Source organism: Halomonas sp. AOP27-A1-41, from assembly GCF_052378605.1.
Taxonomy (GTDB): domain Bacteria; phylum Pseudomonadota; class Gammaproteobacteria; order Pseudomonadales; family Halomonadaceae; genus Vreelandella; species Vreelandella citrativorans.
In genome coordinates this window covers 1-20055 of record NZ_JBQSXT010000005.1, presented here as the reverse complement: position 1 = coordinate 20055, position 20055 = coordinate 1, and the positions used below count along the sequence as shown (strand labels likewise).

At 56.3% G+C, this 20055-nt stretch carries 17 protein-coding genes; 9 read left to right on the top strand and 8 right to left on the bottom strand.

The features are described from left to right. Positions 1–15: 15 nt before the first annotated feature. Complete coding sequence (locus ACT3TC_RS05040; RefSeq protein WP_444639375.1) at positions 16–1224, bottom strand: ABC transporter substrate-binding protein; 1209 nt, start codon at positions 1222–1224, stop codon at positions 16–18. Positions 1225–1448: 224 nt separating this feature from the next. Further along, positions 1449–1685 (bottom strand): hypothetical protein, encoded by a 237-nt coding sequence (locus ACT3TC_RS05035; RefSeq protein WP_444639374.1) that lies wholly within the window; start codon positions 1683–1685, stop codon positions 1449–1451. A 67-nt stretch (positions 1686–1752) separates the two neighbouring features. Between ACT3TC_RS05035 and ACT3TC_RS05030 the strand changes: the two genes are divergently transcribed. Together ACT3TC_RS05030 and rapA are read left to right on the top strand one after the other, a co-directional pair. Further along, a complete protein-coding gene (locus ACT3TC_RS05030) occupies positions 1753–2556 on the top strand; it encodes a prolipoprotein diacylglyceryl transferase family protein (protein ID WP_444639373.1) in 804 nt (267 codons plus the stop codon). A gap of 115 nt (positions 2557–2671) precedes the next feature. Continuing rightward, positions 2672–5617: an RNA polymerase-associated protein RapA gene (gene rapA, locus ACT3TC_RS05025; RefSeq protein WP_444639372.1), complete on the top strand. Its 2946-nt coding sequence runs from the start codon at positions 2672–2674 to the stop codon at positions 5615–5617. Between the two features lie 4 nt (positions 5618–5621). On the opposite strand, the gene ACT3TC_RS05020 is transcribed toward rapA, so the two are convergent. Further along, positions 5622–6533 carry a TIGR01777 family oxidoreductase gene (locus tag ACT3TC_RS05020; RefSeq protein ID WP_444621338.1) on the bottom strand — a complete coding sequence of 304 codons (912 nt, stop codon included), beginning with the start codon at positions 6531–6533 and terminating at the stop codon, positions 5622–5624. Positions 6534–7009: 476 nt separating this feature from the next. Here ACT3TC_RS05020 and ACT3TC_RS05015 point away from each other — a divergent pair, with 476 nt between their 5' ends. Both ACT3TC_RS05015 and phrB read left to right on the top strand, forming a co-directional pair. Beyond that, the gene (locus ACT3TC_RS05015) at positions 7010–7930 is read left to right on the top strand and encodes a MerR family transcriptional regulator (protein WP_444621337.1); all 921 of its coding nucleotides are present in this window, start codon (positions 7010–7012) and stop codon (positions 7928–7930) included. A 102-nt stretch (positions 7931–8032) separates the two neighbouring features. Next, positions 8033–9457, top strand: coding sequence for a deoxyribodipyrimidine photo-lyase (phrB, locus tag ACT3TC_RS05010; RefSeq protein ID WP_444639371.1), 1425 nt, complete (start codon positions 8033–8035; stop codon positions 9455–9457). Here phrB and ACT3TC_RS05005 read toward each other — a convergent pair. Next, positions 9454–9705 carry an EAL domain-containing protein gene (locus ACT3TC_RS05005; RefSeq protein WP_444639370.1) on the bottom strand — a complete coding sequence of 84 codons (252 nt, stop codon included), beginning with the start codon at positions 9703–9705 and terminating at the stop codon, positions 9454–9456. The genes phrB and ACT3TC_RS05005 overlap by 4 nt on opposite strands. A gap of 346 nt (positions 9706–10051) precedes the next feature. Between ACT3TC_RS05005 and fabA the strand changes: the two genes are divergently transcribed. Together fabA and fabB are read left to right on the top strand one after the other, a co-directional pair. Continuing rightward, positions 10052–10567 (top strand): 3-hydroxyacyl-[acyl-carrier-protein] dehydratase FabA, encoded by a 516-nt coding sequence (gene fabA / locus ACT3TC_RS05000; RefSeq protein WP_444639369.1) that lies wholly within the window; start codon positions 10052–10054, stop codon positions 10565–10567. A gap of 12 nt (positions 10568–10579) precedes the next feature. Beyond that, positions 10580–11797 carry a beta-ketoacyl-ACP synthase I gene (gene fabB / locus ACT3TC_RS04995; protein ID WP_444631146.1) on the top strand — a complete coding sequence of 406 codons (1218 nt, stop codon included), beginning with the start codon at positions 10580–10582 and terminating at the stop codon, positions 11795–11797. A 107-nt stretch (positions 11798–11904) separates the two neighbouring features. On the opposite strand, the gene ACT3TC_RS04990 is transcribed toward fabB, so the two are convergent. The 4 genes from ACT3TC_RS04990 to ACT3TC_RS04975 form a co-directional block, all read right to left on the bottom strand. Further along, positions 11905–12648 carry a lysophospholipid acyltransferase family protein gene (locus ACT3TC_RS04990; protein ID WP_172117742.1) on the bottom strand — a complete coding sequence of 248 codons (744 nt, stop codon included), beginning with the start codon at positions 12646–12648 and terminating at the stop codon, positions 11905–11907. Continuing rightward, positions 12645–13535 carry a sugar nucleotide-binding protein gene (locus ACT3TC_RS04985; protein WP_444639368.1) on the bottom strand — a complete coding sequence of 297 codons (891 nt, stop codon included), beginning with the start codon at positions 13533–13535 and terminating at the stop codon, positions 12645–12647. The genes ACT3TC_RS04990 and ACT3TC_RS04985 overlap by 4 nt, the downstream gene beginning before the upstream one ends. A gap of 50 nt (positions 13536–13585) precedes the next feature. Then, positions 13586–14266 (bottom strand): single-stranded DNA-binding protein, encoded by a 681-nt coding sequence (locus tag ACT3TC_RS04980; RefSeq protein WP_444639367.1) that lies wholly within the window; start codon positions 14264–14266, stop codon positions 13586–13588. Positions 14267–14368: 102 nt separating this feature from the next. Beyond that, a complete protein-coding gene (locus ACT3TC_RS04975) occupies positions 14369–15745 on the bottom strand; it encodes an MFS transporter (RefSeq protein ID WP_444639366.1) in 1377 nt (458 codons plus the stop codon). 169 nt (positions 15746–15914) lie between these two features. Between ACT3TC_RS04975 and uvrA the strand changes: the two genes are divergently transcribed. The 3 genes from uvrA (at position 15915) to ACT3TC_RS04960 (ending at position 19870) form a co-directional block, all read left to right on the top strand. After that, complete coding sequence (uvrA, locus tag ACT3TC_RS04970; protein WP_444639365.1) at positions 15915–18758, top strand: excinuclease ABC subunit UvrA; 2844 nt, start codon at positions 15915–15917, stop codon at positions 18756–18758. Between the two features lie 171 nt (positions 18759–18929). Then, complete coding sequence (locus ACT3TC_RS04965; RefSeq protein ID WP_444639364.1) at positions 18930–19193, top strand: helix-turn-helix domain-containing protein; 264 nt, start codon at positions 18930–18932, stop codon at positions 19191–19193. A 131-nt stretch (positions 19194–19324) separates the two neighbouring features. Then, on the top strand, positions 19325–19870 hold the full coding sequence (locus ACT3TC_RS04960; protein WP_444639363.1) for a hypothetical protein: 546 nt from the start codon (positions 19325–19327) through the stop codon (positions 19868–19870). Positions 19871–20055: the final 185 nt, after the last annotated feature.

Sequence of the window (20055 nt, the reverse complement as noted above, 5' to 3'; positions counted from 1 at the left end):
GCCTCGCTAACACGCTTATAAATCTACCTGCCCTTTGCTGGTAAATTGGCCATCTTCAATCACCATTTCTACGACAACGCCAGGCACATCACCGTATTCATCAAAATCGTGGGCGCCTGAGGCACCTTCGTAATTGATCTCGGTGCCCGCTGCGATTAGCTCGACGGCCTTCTCCCACTCACCCGGTAGAATCACTTCGCCCGGCGCACTGGAAACACTGCGCAGCGCCTCGGAAAGCCCTTCGCGCTCGGCGCTGCCGTTTTGCTCAATGGCCAGCGCCAGCAAGAAAGCGGCATCATACGCTTGGGCGGCAAACACCGCGCTGGGGTCAAAGCCTGCGGCTTCAGCGGCCTCGTTGAAAATAGGCGTACCGGGCAGGTCCGGGCTGCCTGGCCGCGTGGCAATCATGCCGTCCAGCACGTCTGCACCAATCGCCTCGACCAGGCTATCGCCGACCATACCGTCAGCGCCCACATACTGGGTAAACATGCCGCTTTCATACGCCTGGCGAAGCACGGTTTGACCAGAAGTGTCGGCATAGGCCAGCACCACCAGCGTATCGGCGCCACCAACAGAGAGCGAGCCCAATTCAGAACGGTAATCAGCGCGGTTATCTTCATGGGCAAGGTTTTCGGCAATCTCGCCGCCACCGGCTTCAAACGCTACGCTGAACGCATCAGAAAGCCCGCGCCCGTAGTCGTTATTGACATAGGTCACCGCCACGTAGTCGATACCTTTATCAAGCAGCAGCTTGGCCAGGATCTCGCCCTGGAACGCGTCAGAAGGCACCGTACGGAAGACCAAATCGTTGTCATCCAGCTCAGAGACCGCAGGCGCCGTCGAGGCAGGCGAGACCATCACCACCCCACCCGGGATCGCCGCGTTATTGGCTGCGGCAATCGTCGCCCCCGTGCAAAGTGCCCCCACAATCGCGGTGACCTGCTCAGAGTTGACCATGCGGTCAGCCGCGTTCGAGGCTGCCGAGGCATCGGCGCAGGTGGTATCGCCCGAAGGCATTACCAACGTTTGGCCATCCAGAATGCCGCCCTGGTCGTTAACCTGCTGGACGGCAAGCTTTGCCCCTTCAAAGATAGGCGGCGTAAGACTTTCAATTCCCCCGGTAAAACCACCAAGGAAGCCAATTTTCACTTCTGCCTGGGCCACCCCCGTTATGGCAAATGCAGAGGCCGCAACGGCAGTGGCTAATGCGCGCTTATTGATCATATTATTTGTCGCTCCCAGTGAGATAACCCGTCCTGCGCTAGCGCGCAGAAACTTCCTCTAATCTGGAACCACAACGTTAAAAACACAAGCAACGCTTTCTAACGCTGCTTTGATGTTTATCGACGACGCGCTGCATCTATAACCAGCGTTACAGGCGTTAAAGCACCACCATCTGTAAGAGCAGTACGCACAGCATTAGCCAACCCAGCCACCGCCTGCATCCTTTACTCATGGCGGCTATTACCCGCCCGCTGGTCTTGTTGTTTACGCTGTCGATTCCGGCGGTACACGCGCACCAGTGCAATACTTAGCGCCGCTGCTAACATGAAGCCCAAGGTGAGTCCTTGCCAGGGCCGTGCCGCACTTTCCAATAGCGTCTCCAGCGTGATGATAACGATCAGGCCCAACGCCTGAGAACCAATAGCCAGCGCGCGCAGCACGTCAAAGGCGGGTTGTGACATAGTCAGTCTCCGTAATTTTCAGCTCACGTGGTATGGTCTCGTAGTGTACCTGCTTATCGGAAAGACCATGAATGCCATTGCCCTTGGGCCGCTATTGATTTCATTACCCAGGTTATACGCCATCGGCTGTGCGCTGCTGGTGTTACTGTCGGCGCGTTACTTACTGCGCTTACCACCGCCACTGTTAAATCGCTGGTTCACCGGGCTAATCCTTGCCTGGTTAGTCGGGGCGCGTATCGCGCACATTACGCTTCACCTGGAGAGCTATAGTGCCAATCCGCTTGATGCACTTAAAGTCTGGCAACCGGGGTACCACGGCATCGGCGGATTATTGACCGGCTTGCTATGGACCGCCTGGACGCTTCGCAAGCGGCTTTCAGCGTTACTCGGGGGCACCGTCATTCTGCTCTGCGCCTCGGGTCTATGGCTTATGCTGGTATCCCTGTCGCCCTTGGGTAGCGCATCTGCCGTCAGCCAATTACCCGAGATCCGCTTGGAAAACGTAGACGGCGCCGACGTGTACCTGCCCGACCTAGCAGACGGCAGCGACCGGGTGATTGTTAACCTTTGGGCCACCTGGTGCCCACCCTGCCGACGCGAAATGCCATTACTCGAAGAGGCTGCCCAGCGCGAAGGCGTAAGCGTCGCGGTCGTTAACCAGGGGGAAGATTTGTTGCCTATCGTGCGTTATTTGGACGCAGAAGGGTTGGATTTTACCCATGCACTGCGCGACCCAGGCCAAACGCTGATGGCCCTGTTTGAAGCGCCCGGGCTACCCACTACGGTGCTTTTTGATGGCCAGGGCACTACCCTGGATATCCACGTTGGCGAGCTTACCCGTGCCCATCTTGAACACTGGTTGGAAGATTGACGCCGATACACCTTAATCCCCCGGCGCCTTTGCGTTAGAATCCCCCGCCCTACCGCTGCTGATGGCGTGCCCTCGGCAGCGTATGACCCGTTTTTGTAGACTTCCCCGAGGCATCATGAGCGATTTTTCACCCGGCCAGCGCTGGATTAGCGACGGCGAAGCCGAGCTTGGGCTTGGCACCGTGCTTAACTGCGACTTCCGTAGCGTTACCATCTTGTTCAGTGCCAGCCAGGAAACCCGAACCTATAACACGCGCCAGGCGCCGTTGACCCGCGTGATGTTCGGCAGCGGCGATCGGGTACTGTCGGCCGATGGCTGGCAGATGATCGTTGATGACAGCAAAGAGTCTCACGGCCTGATTACCTATATCGGTGAGGACAGCGAAGGCACGCCGCGCGAACTTCCCGAAGCCAAGCTGGCTGACACCATGCAGTTTGATCAGGCACGTGATCGCCTGCTGACAGGCCAGGTAGACCGCAACGACTGGTTTGATCTGCGCTTTCGGACGCTGCACCATCACCAGCGCATTGAGCAGCACAACGCCCTGGGCTTTGCCGGGCCGCGCATCGATTTGATTCCGCACCAGCTGTATATCGCCGACGAAGTTGCTCGCCGTCATGCACCGCGCGTGCTTCTGGCGGATGAAGTAGGCCTGGGGAAAACCATTGAAGCCGGGCTGATTCTGCACCGCCTGCTGCTGACCGGCCGTATTGAGCGGGCGCTTATATTGGTGCCCGACAGCCTGACCCACCAGTGGCTGGTGGAGCTTCTGCGCCGCTTCTCGCTGAATGTCAGCCTGCTTGATGAGCATCAAAGCCAGGCCCATGGCAGCGCCAACCCGTTTGAGAGCGCCCAGCTAGTGCTGGCAAGCCAGGGCTGGCTGTTTGCCAACATTCATCGCCAGGACCAGGCGCTGGCCAGCCGTTTTGACCTGCTGATTGTCGATGAAGCTCACCACCTAGACTGGAGCGCCGAGGGTAGCGACCCAGGTTATCAATGTGTTGAGCAGCTCGCTGCTGAAATTCCTGGCCTGCTGCTGTTAACGGCCACACCTGAGCAAATGGGTATTGAAAGCCACTTTGCCCGCCTACGTCTGCTGGACGCCGAACGCTATCACGACCTGGAGCGCTTCAAAGACGAAGAGCGCCACTACACCGCTGTCGCCAGCGCCATTGACGCTTTAGATGAACTGCCTGCCACGCCGGATGCCCGTGCCCGAATAGATGCCGTCGCCGACGACCGCGACAGCCAGGCGCTGCTGGCAACGCTGTGTAACGCGGAAGCCAGAACAGAGCAGCACGATGCGGCCCGCCATCAACTGCGTGACGCCTTGCTTGACCGCCATGGCACGGGGCGGGTGATGTTCCGCAATAGCCGCCGTCATGTTGGCGGCTTTCCCGAGCGTCGCCTGCACCTCTCCTCGCTTGAGCTACCCTCCGCGTATCGCCGCGTGCTGCGCCGCCTGGAGCGTGATGACGACTACCTGGACGAGCTGCTGATCGAAACCGGCATGGATCATCCGGATGTCTTGATCTATCCGGATGCCATGTACCGTGAGCTCAGCAACGACCCGCTCAACGGTGAAGCCTGGTGGCATATCGACCCACGGGTTAACTGGCTGCTGGATAAGCTCAGCGACGATAGCGAAACAGGCTTTGCCAACGACAAAGTACTGGTCATTGCCCACCATCGTGAAACCGCCGAGGGGCTGGCCGAAGGGCTGCGCGTGCTGGGCGGCTATCAGGCGCCGGTCTTCCATGAAGGGCTTTCGCTGGTTGAGCGTGACCGCGCCGCCGCCGCGTTTGCCGATGAAGAAGAAGGCGTACAAGTCCTCGTTTGCTCGGAAATTGGCTCAGAGGGGCGCAACTTCCAGTTCTGCCGCCACCTGGTCATGTTCGATATGCCCCAGCATCCTGACCAACTGGAGCAGCGCATTGGCCGTCTGGACCGTATCGGCCAGAAGCACGCCATTGAGCTACACGTGCCCAGCTTTATCGGCAGCCCCGGCGAGCGCCTGCTGCGCTGGTATAACGAAGGCATGGACGCGTTCAGCGCGCCCCACGGCATCGGTAGCGACCTGTACGAGGCCTTTGGCGATGCACTTGCCGATGCGCTTCTCGACGATGAAACGCTGGACGAAATCATCGTTGAAACACGGGAAATGTTTACCGCCAAGCTGGCCGAACGCGATGCCGGGCGCAACCGCCTGCTGGAACTTAACGCCTGTCGGCCAGCACGCGCCCAAGAAGTGATTAGCGCTGTACGTGAGTTGGATGAAGATACCGCACTCCCACGTTATGTAGAGCGCGCGCTGGACGTATTTGGCGTGGACAGCCAGGAGATCGGCAAAGGACTTCTTCACTTGCAGCCCAGCCAGCATATGCTGGACGGATTGCCCGGCCTGGTGAAAGGCGAAGAGGGCTTTACTGCGACCTATAGCCGTTCCCAAGCGCTTGCGCGGGATGATGTTCAACGCCTTTCGTGGGAGCATCCGCTGCTGCGCGAAATGATGGAGCGCATTCTGGACGGCACCATGGGCAACACGGCCCTGGCGCTGCTGCGTCACACGGCCATCCCCAGTGGGCGGCTAATGGCGGAGCTTGTCTTCCGCACCCACTGCCCGGCGCCGACGTCACTGCACCTTAACCGCTTCTTGCCGCCCACCGCCGTACGCGTTCTGCTGGATGAATCAGGTGCCAACCTGACCAGCAAAATCTCGTTCACAGGGCTTGGCAAAAACCTGCAAAAGGTCAATAAATCGCTAGCGCGGGATTTAATTAAAAGCCGCCACGATCAGTTACGTGAGCTGCTTATTCAGGGTGAAGGCGAGGCAGAACGTGAGCTGCCCAGTATTGTAGAGGCCGCTGAAACGCGCATGCGCGCCCAACTGGATGCTGAGCTTGCCCGCCTAACAGCACTAGCCGAGCATAACCCCTCGGTACGCGCTGAAGAGCTGGATGCCCTGAAGCAGGAGCGCCAGGCGCTGAGCGAGGCGATAGAAAATACTCGCCTGCGGCTGGACTCCGTTCGGGTCGTGATTACCGTTGACCCCAACGGCTAAGCGCTCAAGCTCGCCTTAATATCTCTGCCAGCGCCTTATCGAGTGTCGGGTACTGAAACTCAAACCCCGCCTCGATAAGGCGCGCCGGGCGCATGTCAGCCCCGGTTAGCAGCAGCCGAGACATTTCCCCCAAGCCTGCTTTTAACACAAAGGCAGGCACGGGGAGTATGGCCGGGCGGTTAAGCCGTTTGGCTAGCGTTTTGGAAAATTCGGCATTAGTGGCGGGATGCGGTGCACTGCCGTTAAAGGCGCCATTAAGGTCCTCTTTTTCCAGCAGGAACACAATCGCGTCCACCAGATCCTCGCGATGAATCCAGGGCATATACTGCTCACCGCTGCCAAAACGTCCGCCTAGCCCCAGCTTAAACGGCGGCAGCATTTTCTGAAGTGCTCCACCTCCTGCATCCAGCACCAGCCCCGTTCGTAGAAGCGCCAAACGTACGCCGAGCGCTTCAACAGGCTTTGCAGCCGCCTCCCACTTAACGCATAGCCGGTGGGCAAATTCATCGTGCGCGGCGGTGTCTTCGGTAACAACGCGCTGACCCTGATCACCGTAGTACCCCATGGCCGAGCCACTTACCATCACCTTGGGCACGGGCTGCCCACTGGCCTGGAGCTCTTCACATAGCGTAACGAGCTGGTGAGTCATATGGGTGCGTGACTGAATAAGCGTCTCTTTTTGCGCGTCACTCCACCGTTTAGCAGCAATCGGCTCACCGGCCAAGTTAACGATTGCCTCGGGCGGTGCCGCTAAAAAATCAAGCACGCTGGCGCGAATATCGCACTCGCGAGGCAACCGCTTACGCGCTTTCTGCGGGTCTCTTGATACCACTTGTACGGCATGTCCTTGGCCTTGCAGCTTTTCGCAAAGGCGTTTTCCGACAAAACCGCTGCCTCCGGTGACTAATATACGCATGGTGTTGCTCCTGTTGTGACGCCGCGCAAATACGCGCTAGCCACGCGCTTGCTTCTTCCCCAGGCATAGCAGGCCATTCCCAGCACGGCAAACACTCAGGTTGGCTTACTACTCACTAATGTAGCGTTAAGTACACTACCTATACACTAACCGCACCTAAACATTCCCAAGGATAGCTTTGGTAGTATCTATGTAGAAGTTGATAGCAATATAACCCTTGGCTATAGAAGCATAACAAGTCAGCCAGTCCAGTAACATCATGCACTTAGTCCCGACGTGACGTTTCACCAAGACCTCCTGTACAGACAAAGGTTGTACCTGATAGCGACAAGTTGTACAAAGAGAGCTACGATAGCGCGTTATTTCTTATGTTTATTCAAACGACACAACATGGATTGTGAATCATTTCTGCCCCAGAGAACGCAAATAGCCTTTTGTATCCTGCGGCTTCAGACAACCAAGAGGCACAGGCGCCCATGAGCATCAAGGCGACCCACCCGCCCGACACCCCGCTCTATCCGATCCGGGAAGTCTCCCGTTTAACGGGTGTGAATTCGGTCACCCTGCGCGCCTGGGAGCGTCGCTACGGTTTGATTCGCCCTAAACGTACACCTAAAGGGCATCGCTTATACGCCCAGGATGATATCACCCGCATTGAACGTATTTTGCAGTGGCTCAACCGTGGTGTTCCCGTTAGCCAAGTCGTTGACCTGCTTGACCAGCCAGAAACGGTAGAAGCCCCCGCGCCCAACGCCGGCGATTGGATTAGCCAGCGTCAGCAACTGCAGGTGGCAATAGAAGCGCTCGACTTACCCAGGCTTGAGACGCTTTATTATCAGAGCCTGGCCCTGTACCCGCTAAGCACAGCAGTAAGCGAGCTCTGGCAGCCGGTCATCCTGGCACTGGAAGCCAAGTGGACGATTCAGCCAGACATTTTGGCACGACGAACACTTGAAGCCTTTTTACGTAGTCAAGTGGGCACACGCCTTCATTACGCGAACCAGGCCACGCGTGGGCCTTTACTGCTGCTGGCTGCCATGCCCGACGATCAAGGTCCTCTATGGGTATTGATCGTCGCCTTAATGGCCAGCGAGCAGGGTTACCGTATACAGATGTTTGATCACACGCTGCCTCTTGAAGCATTGCCCCAAGCGGTGACTCGGCTACATGCCTCAATGGTGCTGCTAACGAGCGGCCAGCGAGAAAGCGATAGCTATATTCATACGGTACTACCCAATGCAGCCGAGGCGCTTAGCGTTCCACTGGGTATCTGCGGTGAAGTCGCCCGGCTGCGTGATAGCGAGCTGCGTGATAGCCCCGTGCATACGCTAGGTGATGAGCTCCCCCAAGCCATTGCACGCCTGCGCCCACTGCTACGTGAGTCTGGCGTTTTATAGACCATTTAACCCCTCGTGCCAGCGATGGACTTTAAATGTCGTTAGATGAATGGCCGCACGGAGATGGTTTTTGAAATAGTTTTTCACCGCGCCGGAGGCAACATGGACGTTCAATTAGTTTGGCTACGTAGCGATCTGCGCATTCATGACAACACAGCCTTGGCTGCTGCAGCGACTAAAGGCCCGGTGATTGCCGTCTTTCTTCGCAGCGTGGCCCAGTGGCAATCCCACGATCATGGTGTTAACAAGATCGACTTTTGGGCGCGCGGTGTAGCGGCCGTTAAAGATGCCCTTAACGGGCTTAACATTCCTCTCTTGCACCGCGACATCGGGCACTATCGAGAGGCGCCCAAGGCGCTCCTCGACATTGCCCGCGAGCATTCGGTTAAACAGCTGCACTTTAACTACCAATACCCGTTAAACGAACAGCAGCGCGATAACGCGGTATTGGGCGCCTTTAAAGAAGCCGGTATTACCGCTCATGGATATCATGACAGCGTGGCGTTCGCGCCCGGCACGCTGCTAACCGGCAAAGGCGACTATTACGGTGTTTTTACGCCTTTTTCCAAGGCGTGGCATAAGCAGATCAGTGCTGAACAGCTGGCTTTACGCGATACGCCAGAACCTCAACAGCGTTTACCGATTAAAAGCGATACATTACCAGGTCTCCCCAGGCTCGATGACACACCGATCGATCATCAACAATGGCCTGCTGGAGCGGAAATAGCAGGCGATTACCTGGCACGGTTTTTACGTTTTCGTGGCCGCCACTACCGCCAGCAACGCGACATTCCAAGTGTATGCGGCACCAGCGAGCTTTCACCCTACCTCGCACTGGGGATGATATCGCACCGCCAGTGCATGCAAGCGGTGATGAGCGAGAACAGCGGACACTTGGCCGATGGCGATGCCGAGCTTACCACATGGGTCAACGAGCTTATCTGGCGCGAGTTTTATCAGCACGTTGCGGTAGGCTTTCCTGAGGTATGCCGCCATCATCCGTTCCAGAAGCATACCCAACAGCTTGCCTGGCGCGATGATGACACAGGTTTTAACGCCTGGAGCGAAGGGCGCACAGGCTACCCGCTGGTGGATGCCGCGATGCGCCAGTTGGTCGCCACGGGGTGGATGCATAACCGACTACGCATGGTGACAGCGATGTTTTTGAGCAAGCATTTGCTGATCGATTGGCGACGCGGCGAGGCGTTTTTTATGCGCCACCTGGTAGACGGTGAGTTTTGCGCTAATAACGGTGGCTGGCAATGGGCGGCGTCAACAGGCACCGACTCAGCACCTTATTTTCGAATCTTTAACCCTACCACCCAATCCAAACGCTTTGACCCAGACGGGGAGTTTATTGCTCGCTGGCTCCCTGAGCTTGGCACATTGCCGGCCAAGGCACGTCATGCGCCGCCGCACGATATGCTTACCCAATTGGATTACCCTGAGCCCATCGTTGAGCATAAGGCAGCTCGTCAGCGGGCGTTAGATGCCTTTAAAGCCCTTTCCAAATCGCCAGACGGCTAGACCGCGGCCGCTGCAAGGAGTGGCGGTTCCCAGCGCTGTTCCAGGGTTTCGACCCCTTCGGCGACGACGTCAAGCCCCATACCTTCGGCCATCGCGAGCACCGCCTTGACGATAGCGACGTCCGCTTTGCTATTGGGCAGCTCTCGGATAAACGCACGATCCAGCTTGATGTTATCGACCGGCAGCCCAAACCAACGGTCGATTAAGAGAAATTGGTAGCCACATGGCGGTTCGCTATATCCTGTCACTAAAAACTAACACTAATTAAATAAACATAATTTTCTAGCAGCATACCTGTCCTGGAGCAAAGGCTTGAATAACGCATATAACGTTAATAAGCCGTTTATCCAGGCCAACTTACTGATGCCGACGGGGCGTAAAAGCTTACCTTAAAACCTCTATTACTTAATAAAAAAACGTTCGATGTACGCGATAGGTAGTGACTTACGTGCATTCGTCTGTTTCGGGAAGTAGACTAGCTAGACCTTGCGGGCCGTGTCTCGACACTGCATTTCCGTGCTATGCTCCGGTGCTACACCTCAGCTATAGGTGCCGCACGCGGCCAACAATCATTTTGAAACTCGGAACGATTCAGTGACCAAGCAACATTCCTTTGATCGCGAAGAACTGCTGGCCTGCTCACGCGGCGAGCTATTTGGACCCGGTAACGCGCAGCTTCCGGCTCCCAACATGTTAATGCTCGACCGTATCGCACACATTCATGAAGAAGGCGGTGAGCACGGCAAAGGCGAGCTGATCGCCGAGCTGGATATCTCTCCTGACCTGTGGTTTTTTGACTGCCACTTTCCAGGTGATCCGGTGATGCCCGGCTGCCTGGGTCTCGATGCCATGTGGCAGTTAGTGGGTTTCTACCTGGGTTGGCTGGGTCACCCGGGGCGCGGACGCGCACTTGGCTGTGGCGAGGTAAAATTCAGTGGCCAGATCATGCCAGATGCGAAAAAAGTAACTTACCGCATTAATATAAAGCGTATTATTACCCGTCGACTTATTTTGGGCATTGCTGACGGCACCGTTTCCGTCGACGAACGCGATATATACCAGGCTAATGATTTACGCGTTGGCCTATTCACCTCTACTGCGAATTTCTAACAGGAGGCTCCCATGCGACGAGTGGTAGTCACCGGCCTTGGCATTGTGTCGTGCTTAGGCAACGACCAGCAACAGGTCTTGGACGCTCTCCAAAACGGGCGCAGCGGTATTCGTTTTAAGGAAGAGTACGCTGAACGTGGCTTTCGTAGCCATGTCGCGGGCAGTGTCGATATCGATCTGGATACCCTTATCGACCGTAAACTGCGCCGCTTTATGGGCGATGCTGCAGCGTATGCCTATGTATCCATGGCTCAGGCCATTGAAGACTCAGGGCTTTCCGAAGAACAGGTTTCCAACGAACGTACCGGCCTTATTGCAGGCTCCGGCGGCGCTTCTAGTGCTAATCAGGTCGAAGCGGCTGACGCCATGCGTGAGAAAGGCTTGCGCCGCGTTGGCCCTTACCGCGTTACCCGCACAATGGGCAGCACGGTCTCAGCCTGTTTAGCAACTCCGTTTAAAATCAAAGGCGTAAACTACTCAATCTCATCTGCCTGTGCCACCTCGGCACACTGTATCGGCAGCGCGATGGAGCAGATTCAGCTCGGCAAGCAGGACGTGGTTTTTGCCGGCGGCGGTGAAGAGGAGCACTGGACCCTCTCGTGCCTGTTTGATGCCATGGGAGCGCTCTCTACCCATTACAACGATACGCCTGAAAAAGCCTCGCGCCCCTACGACCAAGCGCGCGATGGCTTTGTTATCGCTGGCGGCGGCGGCATGCTGGTATTAGAAGAGCTGGAGCATGCCAAGGCCCGCGGCGCTAAAATATATGGCGAGCTGGTAGGCTATGGCGCCACCTCTGACGGCCATGACATGGTCGCTCCTTCCGGCGAAGGCGCGGTGCGCTGCATGCATCAGGCAATGGCGACCGTGGAAGGCGATATTGACTACATCAATACTCACGGCACCTCAACGCCTGTTGGCGATGTAGCTGAGCTAAAAGCGGTACGTGCCGTGTTTGGCAACTCCACGCCTGCGATGAGCTCAACCAAGTCGCTGACGGGCCACTCTCTGGGCGCTACCGGTGTTCAGGAAGCCATCTACTCACTGCTGATGATGCAACACAACTTTGTTGCCGCCTCTGCCAATGTTGAACACCTCGACGAGCAGGCAGACGGCTTTGATATTGTGACAACACGGCGTGACGATGTGGCGCTTGAACGCATCCTGTCGAATAGTTTTGGTTTTGGCGGCACTAATGCCTGCCTGGTCTTCCAGCGCTATAACGGCTGAGCAATGCCTTAATGGCTGACGAGTTGTTGCAGTAATAAAACGGCGCCTTATCAAGGCGCCGTTTTTGCTGTTAGCGTTTGTCGCTATTCATGCCGAGCTACCCGCCCTCAAGGTCTTTGGCTAGTCGATGGGCGCGGCACCTCTGAAATCTCCTGCAACTGCGCCTCTATCCAGGCTTCAACGTCGGCCAGCACCTCATCAGGTGTGCGCCCTTCGGTCTCAATTGGCGGACCAATGCGTACCCGCAGCACCCCAGGCTGCTTCACCCAGTGGCGCCCAGGCCAACGTTCGCCTGCGTTATGTGCAATCGGTAGCACCGGCACACCCGCGCGGCAAGCCACCACGCTGCCGCTCTTGTTATAGCGCTTACGCACACCGGGGTCGACTCGCGTTCCTTCCGGGAAAATCAGCACTGAAAGACCCGTTCCTAGCCGCTCCACACCTTGCGTCAGCACCTGTTTCAAGGCACGCGCGGGCTTGGAGCGGTCCAGGCTAATCGGTTTTAGCAGGCGCAATCCCCAGCCAAAAATCGGGATATGCAGAAGCTCCTGCTTAAGCACCGTGCATACCGGCGGTTTCATGACTTGAAGAAAAACCGTTTCCCACTCGCACTGATGGTTCGCCTGAATCACACAAGGCCCATCCGGAATACGCTCGCGCCCCTGAATATCGTAGCGAACCCCACAGGCTAGTTGAAACCAGGCCACTAAAAAGTGGTTATACAGGTTCAACAGCCGGTAACGGCCTGCCAACGGTAAAAAAGGGGCGATGGGTAGAAACAGCACGCCAATAATCAGCATGGCAAGAAAGTACCCGGCATAAAACACCAGGCTACGAACCACATTGGTCAAACGGACTCTCCTGTACTAGCGTCTTGCTGGCCATCACGCGTTAAACACCAGGCATCCAGCATACGCCCCACCTCTAGCCGCCACGGCTTTTGATGCACGCCAAAGACATCCAGTACCCGGCGACAATTTAAAACACGCCGCAGTTTTGCATCGTGATGATGATTAAGGGCCGTGACTTCGCCAAGCTCAATTTGCTCACCACGGCCTTCCAGATGCGTTGCCAACTGAGTACGCACCATGGAGCTAAACGTAAACACACTGACAGGTTCAGTGCCTGCCAAATGGTAGGCTCCCCACGCGTTGGCGCCACACGCCTGCTGCTGAAGCATGCCTACCAGTGCCATAGCGACCGCATCGGCTGACGTTGGGCAACACACGACATCCTCTGCGGCCCGCACACTTTGCCCTGTCACCAGGCTATCCAGCATTTCATTCAACCAGGCGTGGCTACCTTCAAGCGCAAACAAGGGCCCCAGACGAATGATCAGATGGTGATGGTGCTCTGCCCGAATACGGTCCCCCGTGGCAACCAGGCGCCGCAAGCACTCATCACGCGGAGTCGGTACTACGTGCTCGTCGATAGGCTCATCAAAACCATCCTCATAGAGCTGGTCTGAAACACACCACACCAGCGGCACCGACTGCGCAAGACATGCCTCCAGGCAGCGGTCAACCGCGTCGGCATGTGCGCCTACCTCGGCGGGTGTCATGTTCAGCGGCTGTGCCAACGCTGGAACAACCACCGCATCCGGGGCAATCTCGTGTAACTGCGCCGCCGTTATGGTGGTGTCCTGCTCAATCACCAGCTCCATATCCGCACGACGGTTTACTTCCCGGGCCAGTGCCAAACTTAAGCAGTGCCCGGAATTCAGTATTAGCAGTTTCAAGACAGACCCCTTCTATCAACGAACATAGCGTAATGGCTTGATCAGCCGCTTTAGAACGGGATTTCGTCGTCGAAATCGTCAAAGCTGCCCGGATCAGGCGCGCCATAGTTGCTGTTCTGTTGGCCTTGCTGAGGGGCAGCATTTCCCTGGCGAGCGGGCTGGGCCTGCTGGGGCGCAGGTTGGGGGCGAGGAGCCTGCTGACCACCCTGCTGAGGATTGCCCTGCCCCAGGTTGCCCGGGTTGTTATTGCCATACCCTTGGCCGCCAAAGTTATTGCCCTGTGGAGCACCACCTTGCTGGGGATATCCCCCTTGAGGCGCTGCGCCTTGAGCCATACCGCCCTGGTTGCCAGGGTAATTATTCTGCGGTGCACCGCCACCCTGGAAGTCACCGGAACGGCCATCCAGCATCTGCATATCGTTGGCAACGATTTCAGTGCTGTAACGATCCTGGCCGTTTTGATCCTGCCATTTACGGGTTTGCAAGCGCCCTTCGATATAGACCTTGGAGCCTTTTTTCAAATACTGCTGGGCAATTTCAGCCGTCTTATTAAACAGCACGATCCGGTGCCACTCAGTACGCTCCTGGCGCTGGCCGCTTTGGCGGTCCATCCACGTATCAGAGGTGGCCAGATTCAAGTTGGCCACTGCCGTACCGCTGGGCGTAAAGCGCACCTCAGGATCTTGCCCGAGGTTACCGATCAGAATCACTTTGTTGATACCGCGAGCCATAAGGCGCTCCTTCCATTGTGTTACGTATAGATAAACATCGACGCGATCATGCCTACACTGCCGATACCACTGATTATTGCCTGCGGCTGGCAGCCAGCCGCATTAAGATTTGGGGGGAATCAGCCTGGCCAGTGCCGCCCTATCAAGCTGCTGACGATTCACTTTTAAATAGACCAGATGTTCTTCGGGCACCAGCATGACATCTTCGACGCCCACAACTTCTGCCAGCCGCTCCATCAATACATCCAGCGTATCTGGCAGCGCATCATTTAAGTCCACCACCTCGCTGGAGAGCGGCGGTGGTGAGGGCATTTTCCACATCGCAAGCCACCATAGCAGAGCCAGTGCCGCACAGCCGATAAAAACGGCATCAAGGCCCCACACATTCGCCAATAGTCCTCCCAGCGTACCGCCCAGAAAAGCCCCTAAAAACTGGCTTGTAGAGTACACGCCCATGGCGGTGCCTTTAGCGCCAGCGGGAGCAAGCTTACTGAGCATTGATGGCAGCGTCGCTTCCAGCAGATTAAAACCGGTAAAGAAAATAAACAGCCCAACAAACAGCCAGTTCCCATGAGAGAACGACGACCCAAGCCCGCCCAGGCTTACCGTAATGGCGCCAATAGCCAACAGGCATACGACTTTAATCTGCTGCTTTTTCTCGGCCACTATCATGAGCGGCACCATGGCAACAAATGAAAGCCCCATAATACCCAGGTACGCCAAACCGTGATGCGCCAGCGGTATGCCGGCTTCCTGCAACCGAAAGGGCACCGCGACAAAAATAGCCATCAGCACCAGATGTAGTGTAAAAATCGACAGGTCCAGACGCCACAGGTCAGGGCGCATAATCACACTTTTAACCTGCTGACGATCCATCCCCACATCACGGTGGCGCAGCCGCCGAGGAGCGGGCGGCACCCAGCGCCACAGAACGACTAGCCCTAAAAGCGTTAGCAGCGCGGTAAACCAGAACACGCCGGAAAGCCCCGCCCATGAGGCAAGCCAAGGGCCCACGACCATGGCAATACCAAACGAGACGCCAATTGACAGCCCGATGATTGCCATTGCCGCCGTACGCACCTGTTCGCGCGTTTGGTCGGCAAGCAGTGCCATGATGGCCGCCGCTACCGCGCCACCACCCTGCAAGGCTCGCCCAATAATAACCCCACCGATGGAGTCGGCCATCGCGGCCACCACACTGCCTATGGCGAAAACAAGCAGCCCAAAGGCGATAACCCGTTTACGCCCAATGCGGTCTGACAGCCAACCAAAGGGGATTTGCAGTATGGCCTGGGTAAGCCCATAAACACCTAATGCAAAGCCCACCAGCAAGGGTGTCGCCCCTTCAAGCGCGTCGGCATACAGCGCCAGCACCGGCAACACCATGAAAAGCCCCAACATACGAGACGCATAAAGCCCAGCCAAGCCGCTGATTGCACGACGCTCAGAGGCCATTAGCAGTGCGGAAACCTTGCGCATAATGCCCTTGTGTATGGTGGATAAGGTAATTTTCTCGGAGAACCCCCCATTCTAGCGGTTTGCAACCACGCTGGAAACGCCGTCCTGCGTTAACGGATAACAAAGCGTTTTTGCCGAGAGGGGGTGGCAAACGTATAATTACTTTTTTGCCGCGCGAGTCGAGGTGTTGATGGACAGCATTCTGGTCAGGGGTGCACGCACCCACAACCTCAAGCAGATCGATGTGGAACTGCCCCGCGACAAGCTGATTGTGATTACCGGCCTATCCGGTTCGGGAAAATCGTCGCTGGCGTTCGATACGCTGTATGCCGAAGGGCAGCGACGCTACGTAGAGTCACTCTCTACCTATGCGCGCCAGTTCCTGTCGATGATGGAGAAGCCCGATGTGGACCACATCGCGGGACTTTCGCCTGCAATCTCCATTGAGCAGAAATCCACCTCTCACAACCCGCGCTCAACCGTGGGCACCATCACCGAAATATACGACTATCTGCGCTTGCTGTTTGCCCGTGCGGGCACCCCACGCTGCCCAGAACACGGCGAAGAGCTTGAAGCCCAAACCATTTCACAGATGGTCGACCAGGTAATGAATCTGGCCGAAGGCACCAAGCTAATGCTGTTGGCACCTGTGGTTAAAGGCCGCAAGGGAGAACACTTACAGCTGCTTGCCGAGCTTCGCGCTCAAGGGTTTGTGCGTGCGTTAATCGACGGCCAAGTGCTGGAGCTTGACGATATCGCACCGCTGGATAAACGTAAAAAGCACGATATCAGCGTTGTGGTTGATCGTTTCAAAGTGCGCGACGATATCGCCCAGCGCCTGGCAGAATCTTTTGAGACGGCCATCAATCTCGCCGATGGCACCGCCATGATTCATTTTATGGACGGCGAGCAGGAAGACATGGCGTTTTCATCACGCTTTGCCTGCCCGGTCTGCGGCTATTCGCTGTCAGAACTTGAACCTCGCATGTTCTCGTTCAACAACCCTGCGGGTGCCTGCCCGACCTGTGATGGTTTGGGCATACAGCAGTATTTCGACCCTGAAAAGCTGATTAGCCATCCTGAGCTCTCGTTAGCAGAAGGCGTCATTAAAGGCTGGGATCGGCGCAATATTTATTATTTCACTCAGTTACAAGCGCTCGCCAAGCACTATCAGTTTGAGCTGGAAACGCCCTGGAAAGATTTGGCGCGTCACGAACGTGACATCATTCTTAGCGGCAGCGGTGATGAACAGATTCCCTTTGCCTATGTAGGCGACCGGGGGCGCAAGGTCACTCGCGAGCATGCCTTTGAGGGTGTGCTGCCCAATATGCAGCGCCGTTATCGGGAAACCGAGTCCAACATGGTGCGCGAAGACTTGGCCAAGTACATCGCCCTGCAGCCCTGCGCCACGTGTCACGGTACGCGCCTGCGCAAAGAGTCACGTCATGTGTTTGTGGATGACCGTAATATCGCCGACGTAGTGCGCACACCGATTGGCGAGGCGCAGCGCTACTTTGCAACGCTTAGGCTGCCTGGCCGCAAAGGCGAAATTGCCGACAAAATTGTTCACGAGATCCAGGCCCGCCTGGAGTTTCTGGTAAACGTAGGGCTTGATTACCTGAATCTTGAGCGTAGCGCCGACACCCTTTCCGGCGGCGAAGCCCAGCGGATTCGCCTGGCAAGCCAGATTGGCGCGGGGTTGGTGGGCGTCATGTACATTCTTGATGAACCCTCCATTGGCTTGCACCAGCGTGACAACGACCGGCTATTGAAAACCCTGGAGCGCCTGCGCGACTTGGGCAACACCGTGATTGTGGTAGAGCATGACGAAGATGCCATTCGCGCCGCTGACCACGTATTGGACATTGGCCCAGGCGCCGGTGTGCACGGTGGCGAGATTGTCGCCCAGGGCACGCCTCAGGACGTTATGGACAACCCCAACTCGCTGACCGGCCAGTACTTAACCGGCACCCGCGAGATCAGCGTGCCGCCCTACCGCATTCCCGGCAACCCCGAAAAACAGCTGGTGCTACGCGGTGCCACTGGCAATAACCTGCAGGATGTAACGCTCAGCCTGCCACTGGGGCTGTTCATTGCAATTACCGGCGTATCCGGGTCGGGTAAATCCACACTGATCAACGGCACGCTAATGCCGATTGCCGCGCGGGAGCTTAATCGCGCAACAACCTTGACGGCGGCGCCTTACGAGAAAATCGAAGGGCTCGATCAGCTTGATAAAGTGATCGATATTGATCAAAGCCCAATTGGCCGCACACCACGCTCCAACCCCGCCACCTATACCGGCATTTTCACACCTATCCGTGAGCTGTTTGCCGGTACCCAGGAAGCTCGCTCGCGTGGCTACAAGCCAGGCCGCTTTAGCTTCAACGTTAAGGGTGGCCGCTGCGAGGCGTGCCAGGGCGAAGGCATGATCAAGGTCGAGATGCACTTTTTGCCGGATATCTACGTTCCCTGCGACGTTTGTAAAGGCAAGCGCTATAACCGCGAGACGCTGGATATCCACTATAAGGGTAAAACGATCCACGAAGTGTTGGAGATGACGGTTGAGGATGCGCTTGAGTTCTTTAGCCCGGTACCGGCGATCGCGCGCCGCCTGCAAACGTTACTGGATGTAGGGCTTTCCTACATCCGCTTGGGCCAGAGCGCCACCACACTGTCAGGTGGCGAGGCGCAGCGGGTCAAGCTTGCTCGTGAGCTTGCCAAACGTGACACCGGCAAGACGCTGTATATCCTGGATGAACCTACAACCGGGCTTCATTTTGAAGATATTCGTCAGCTACTGACCGTATTGCATCGTTTGCGCGACCACGGCAATACCATCGTGGTCATCGAGCACAACCTGGATGTGATCAAGACGGCTGACTGGATTGTCGACCTGGGCCCGGAAGGCGGTTCCGGCGGCGGGCAAATCATCGCCGAAGGCACGCCGGAACAGATCGTCAAGCAGCACGTTTCACATACCGGACGCTTTCTCTCTCCGCTACTTGAACGCGGCAACCGCGCCGCTTCGTAATCGGGCGTTTCAGGGTGGGCATGCGCCCACCCTGAACGTGATTTTATGCCATAATTTAGCCGATTCGCCCCTGTATCAAGGTCATCGGGCAGTGCAGTGCGCGATTAATTGCTTATCGTCATTCGCCAAATAACTTGATATTTGTTAGGCAACACTCATGGAGATCAAGCTGTGAGCGAAGATCAAAGCTGCATTCTTCACCACTTCAGCCACTACTGCTCATTAAGCACGGCAGATAAAGCCCTGTTAGCGTCCCTGGAAGAGAGCCCTGTACATGTTAGCCGCACTTTTAGCTTGCTGAGCGAAGAAGGTCTGGTATTTCGTGATCGTCACAACGTTACGATTCCTGACCTTCAAGCACTGGCGGCAGTCGGCGAGTTTGATGACTGTTATCTTAATGGCGACGTTAGGCCATTATTCGAACTTTCTGCCTAGTGGCCATTACCACTACCATTACCACGTGCTGCCACGGGCGGTAGTGGTTTATAGAAAGCACCCGGCGCCTTTGCTGCGGGCAAACCCGTCATAAACGCTGGGCTTTTCTTACCCAACCTTGATGTGCTGACATGACACCCTATTCAACAGCCTTGGCAAGCGCCACCCTTCTACTTATTGCACCGTTAACACAGGCGGCGAACTTTAATATGGAGGACATACAGTCGCACGGTCAGTGGCAATCAATGGCGTTAACGCTGGGTAATGAGCACCACTTTCGCGCCGTTGAAACCCATAGTTATTCCGACGCGACACTCAGCCTGAATGCCACCCAAAACGTGTGTGATTTACCTTGGCTTGAAGTGCGTGTCACGCTGGAGGAGCAGCAAGGCGAAAGTAAAACCGTCAACCTGGTGCCGACCCGGCTGCGTATTGATGAGCAGCCCGCGGTCGATACCATGGCAGAATTCATCACCGAACGAGGCGATAACGGCTTTTACGTACACTTTTATCTTGCTGATATGCAGACGCTAATGCATCAGATGGAACAAGGCGAGCAACTTTTCCTGGGGTTTGATCGAGGCGAACAGCCCCCCTGGTACATGACATTTCAGCTTGAAGGCGCCCATCAAGCGATTGAGCGCATGCAAACGCTATGTGAAACCGCGTCGCCCTGACTGACGATATCGACAATTTTTGAATATTAGACAGGGAAGTCTTATTAAGTATTGAGCGTCCTATGATTTTCTTTCACACAGAACCCAGCCATCGGCTGGCGTTCCGGAGTTCTCGCTGGGAGATACTCTCCCGCACTTTTCTAGCGCACACAAAAAACCCAGCCGATTGGCTGGGTTCTTCGTTA

Coding starts and splice junctions, on each gene's coding strand:
- ACT3TC_RS04980 (WP_444639367.1), bottom strand. CDS start 14,266: ATGGCTCGCGGTATCAACAAAGTGATTCTGATCGGTAACCTCGGGCAA.
- ACT3TC_RS04975 (WP_444639366.1), bottom strand. CDS start 15,745: ATGCGCAAGGTTTCCGCACTGCTAATGGCCTCTGAGCGTCGTGCAATC.
- ACT3TC_RS04960 (WP_444639363.1), top strand. CDS start 19,325: ATGACACCCTATTCAACAGCCTTGGCAAGCGCCACCCTTCTACTTATT.
- ACT3TC_RS05015 (WP_444621337.1), top strand. CDS start 7,010: ATGAGCATCAAGGCGACCCACCCGCCCGACACCCCGCTCTATCCGATC.
- uvrA (WP_444639365.1), top strand. CDS start 15,915: ATGGACAGCATTCTGGTCAGGGGTGCACGCACCCACAACCTCAAGCAG.
- phrB (WP_444639371.1), top strand. CDS start 8,033: ATGGACGTTCAATTAGTTTGGCTACGTAGCGATCTGCGCATTCATGAC.
- rapA (WP_444639372.1), top strand. CDS start 2,672: ATGAGCGATTTTTCACCCGGCCAGCGCTGGATTAGCGACGGCGAAGCC.
- ACT3TC_RS05035 (WP_444639374.1), bottom strand. CDS start 1,685: ATGTCACAACCCGCCTTTGACGTGCTGCGCGCGCTGGCTATTGGTTCT.
- ACT3TC_RS05040 (WP_444639375.1), bottom strand. CDS start 1,224: ATGATCAATAAGCGCGCATTAGCCACTGCCGTTGCGGCCTCTGCATTT.
- ACT3TC_RS05030 (WP_444639373.1), top strand. CDS start 1,753: ATGAATGCCATTGCCCTTGGGCCGCTATTGATTTCATTACCCAGGTTA.
- ACT3TC_RS05020 (WP_444621338.1), bottom strand. CDS start 6,533: ATGCGTATATTAGTCACCGGAGGCAGCGGTTTTGTCGGAAAACGCCTT.
- fabB (WP_444631146.1), top strand. CDS start 10,580: ATGCGACGAGTGGTAGTCACCGGCCTTGGCATTGTGTCGTGCTTAGGC.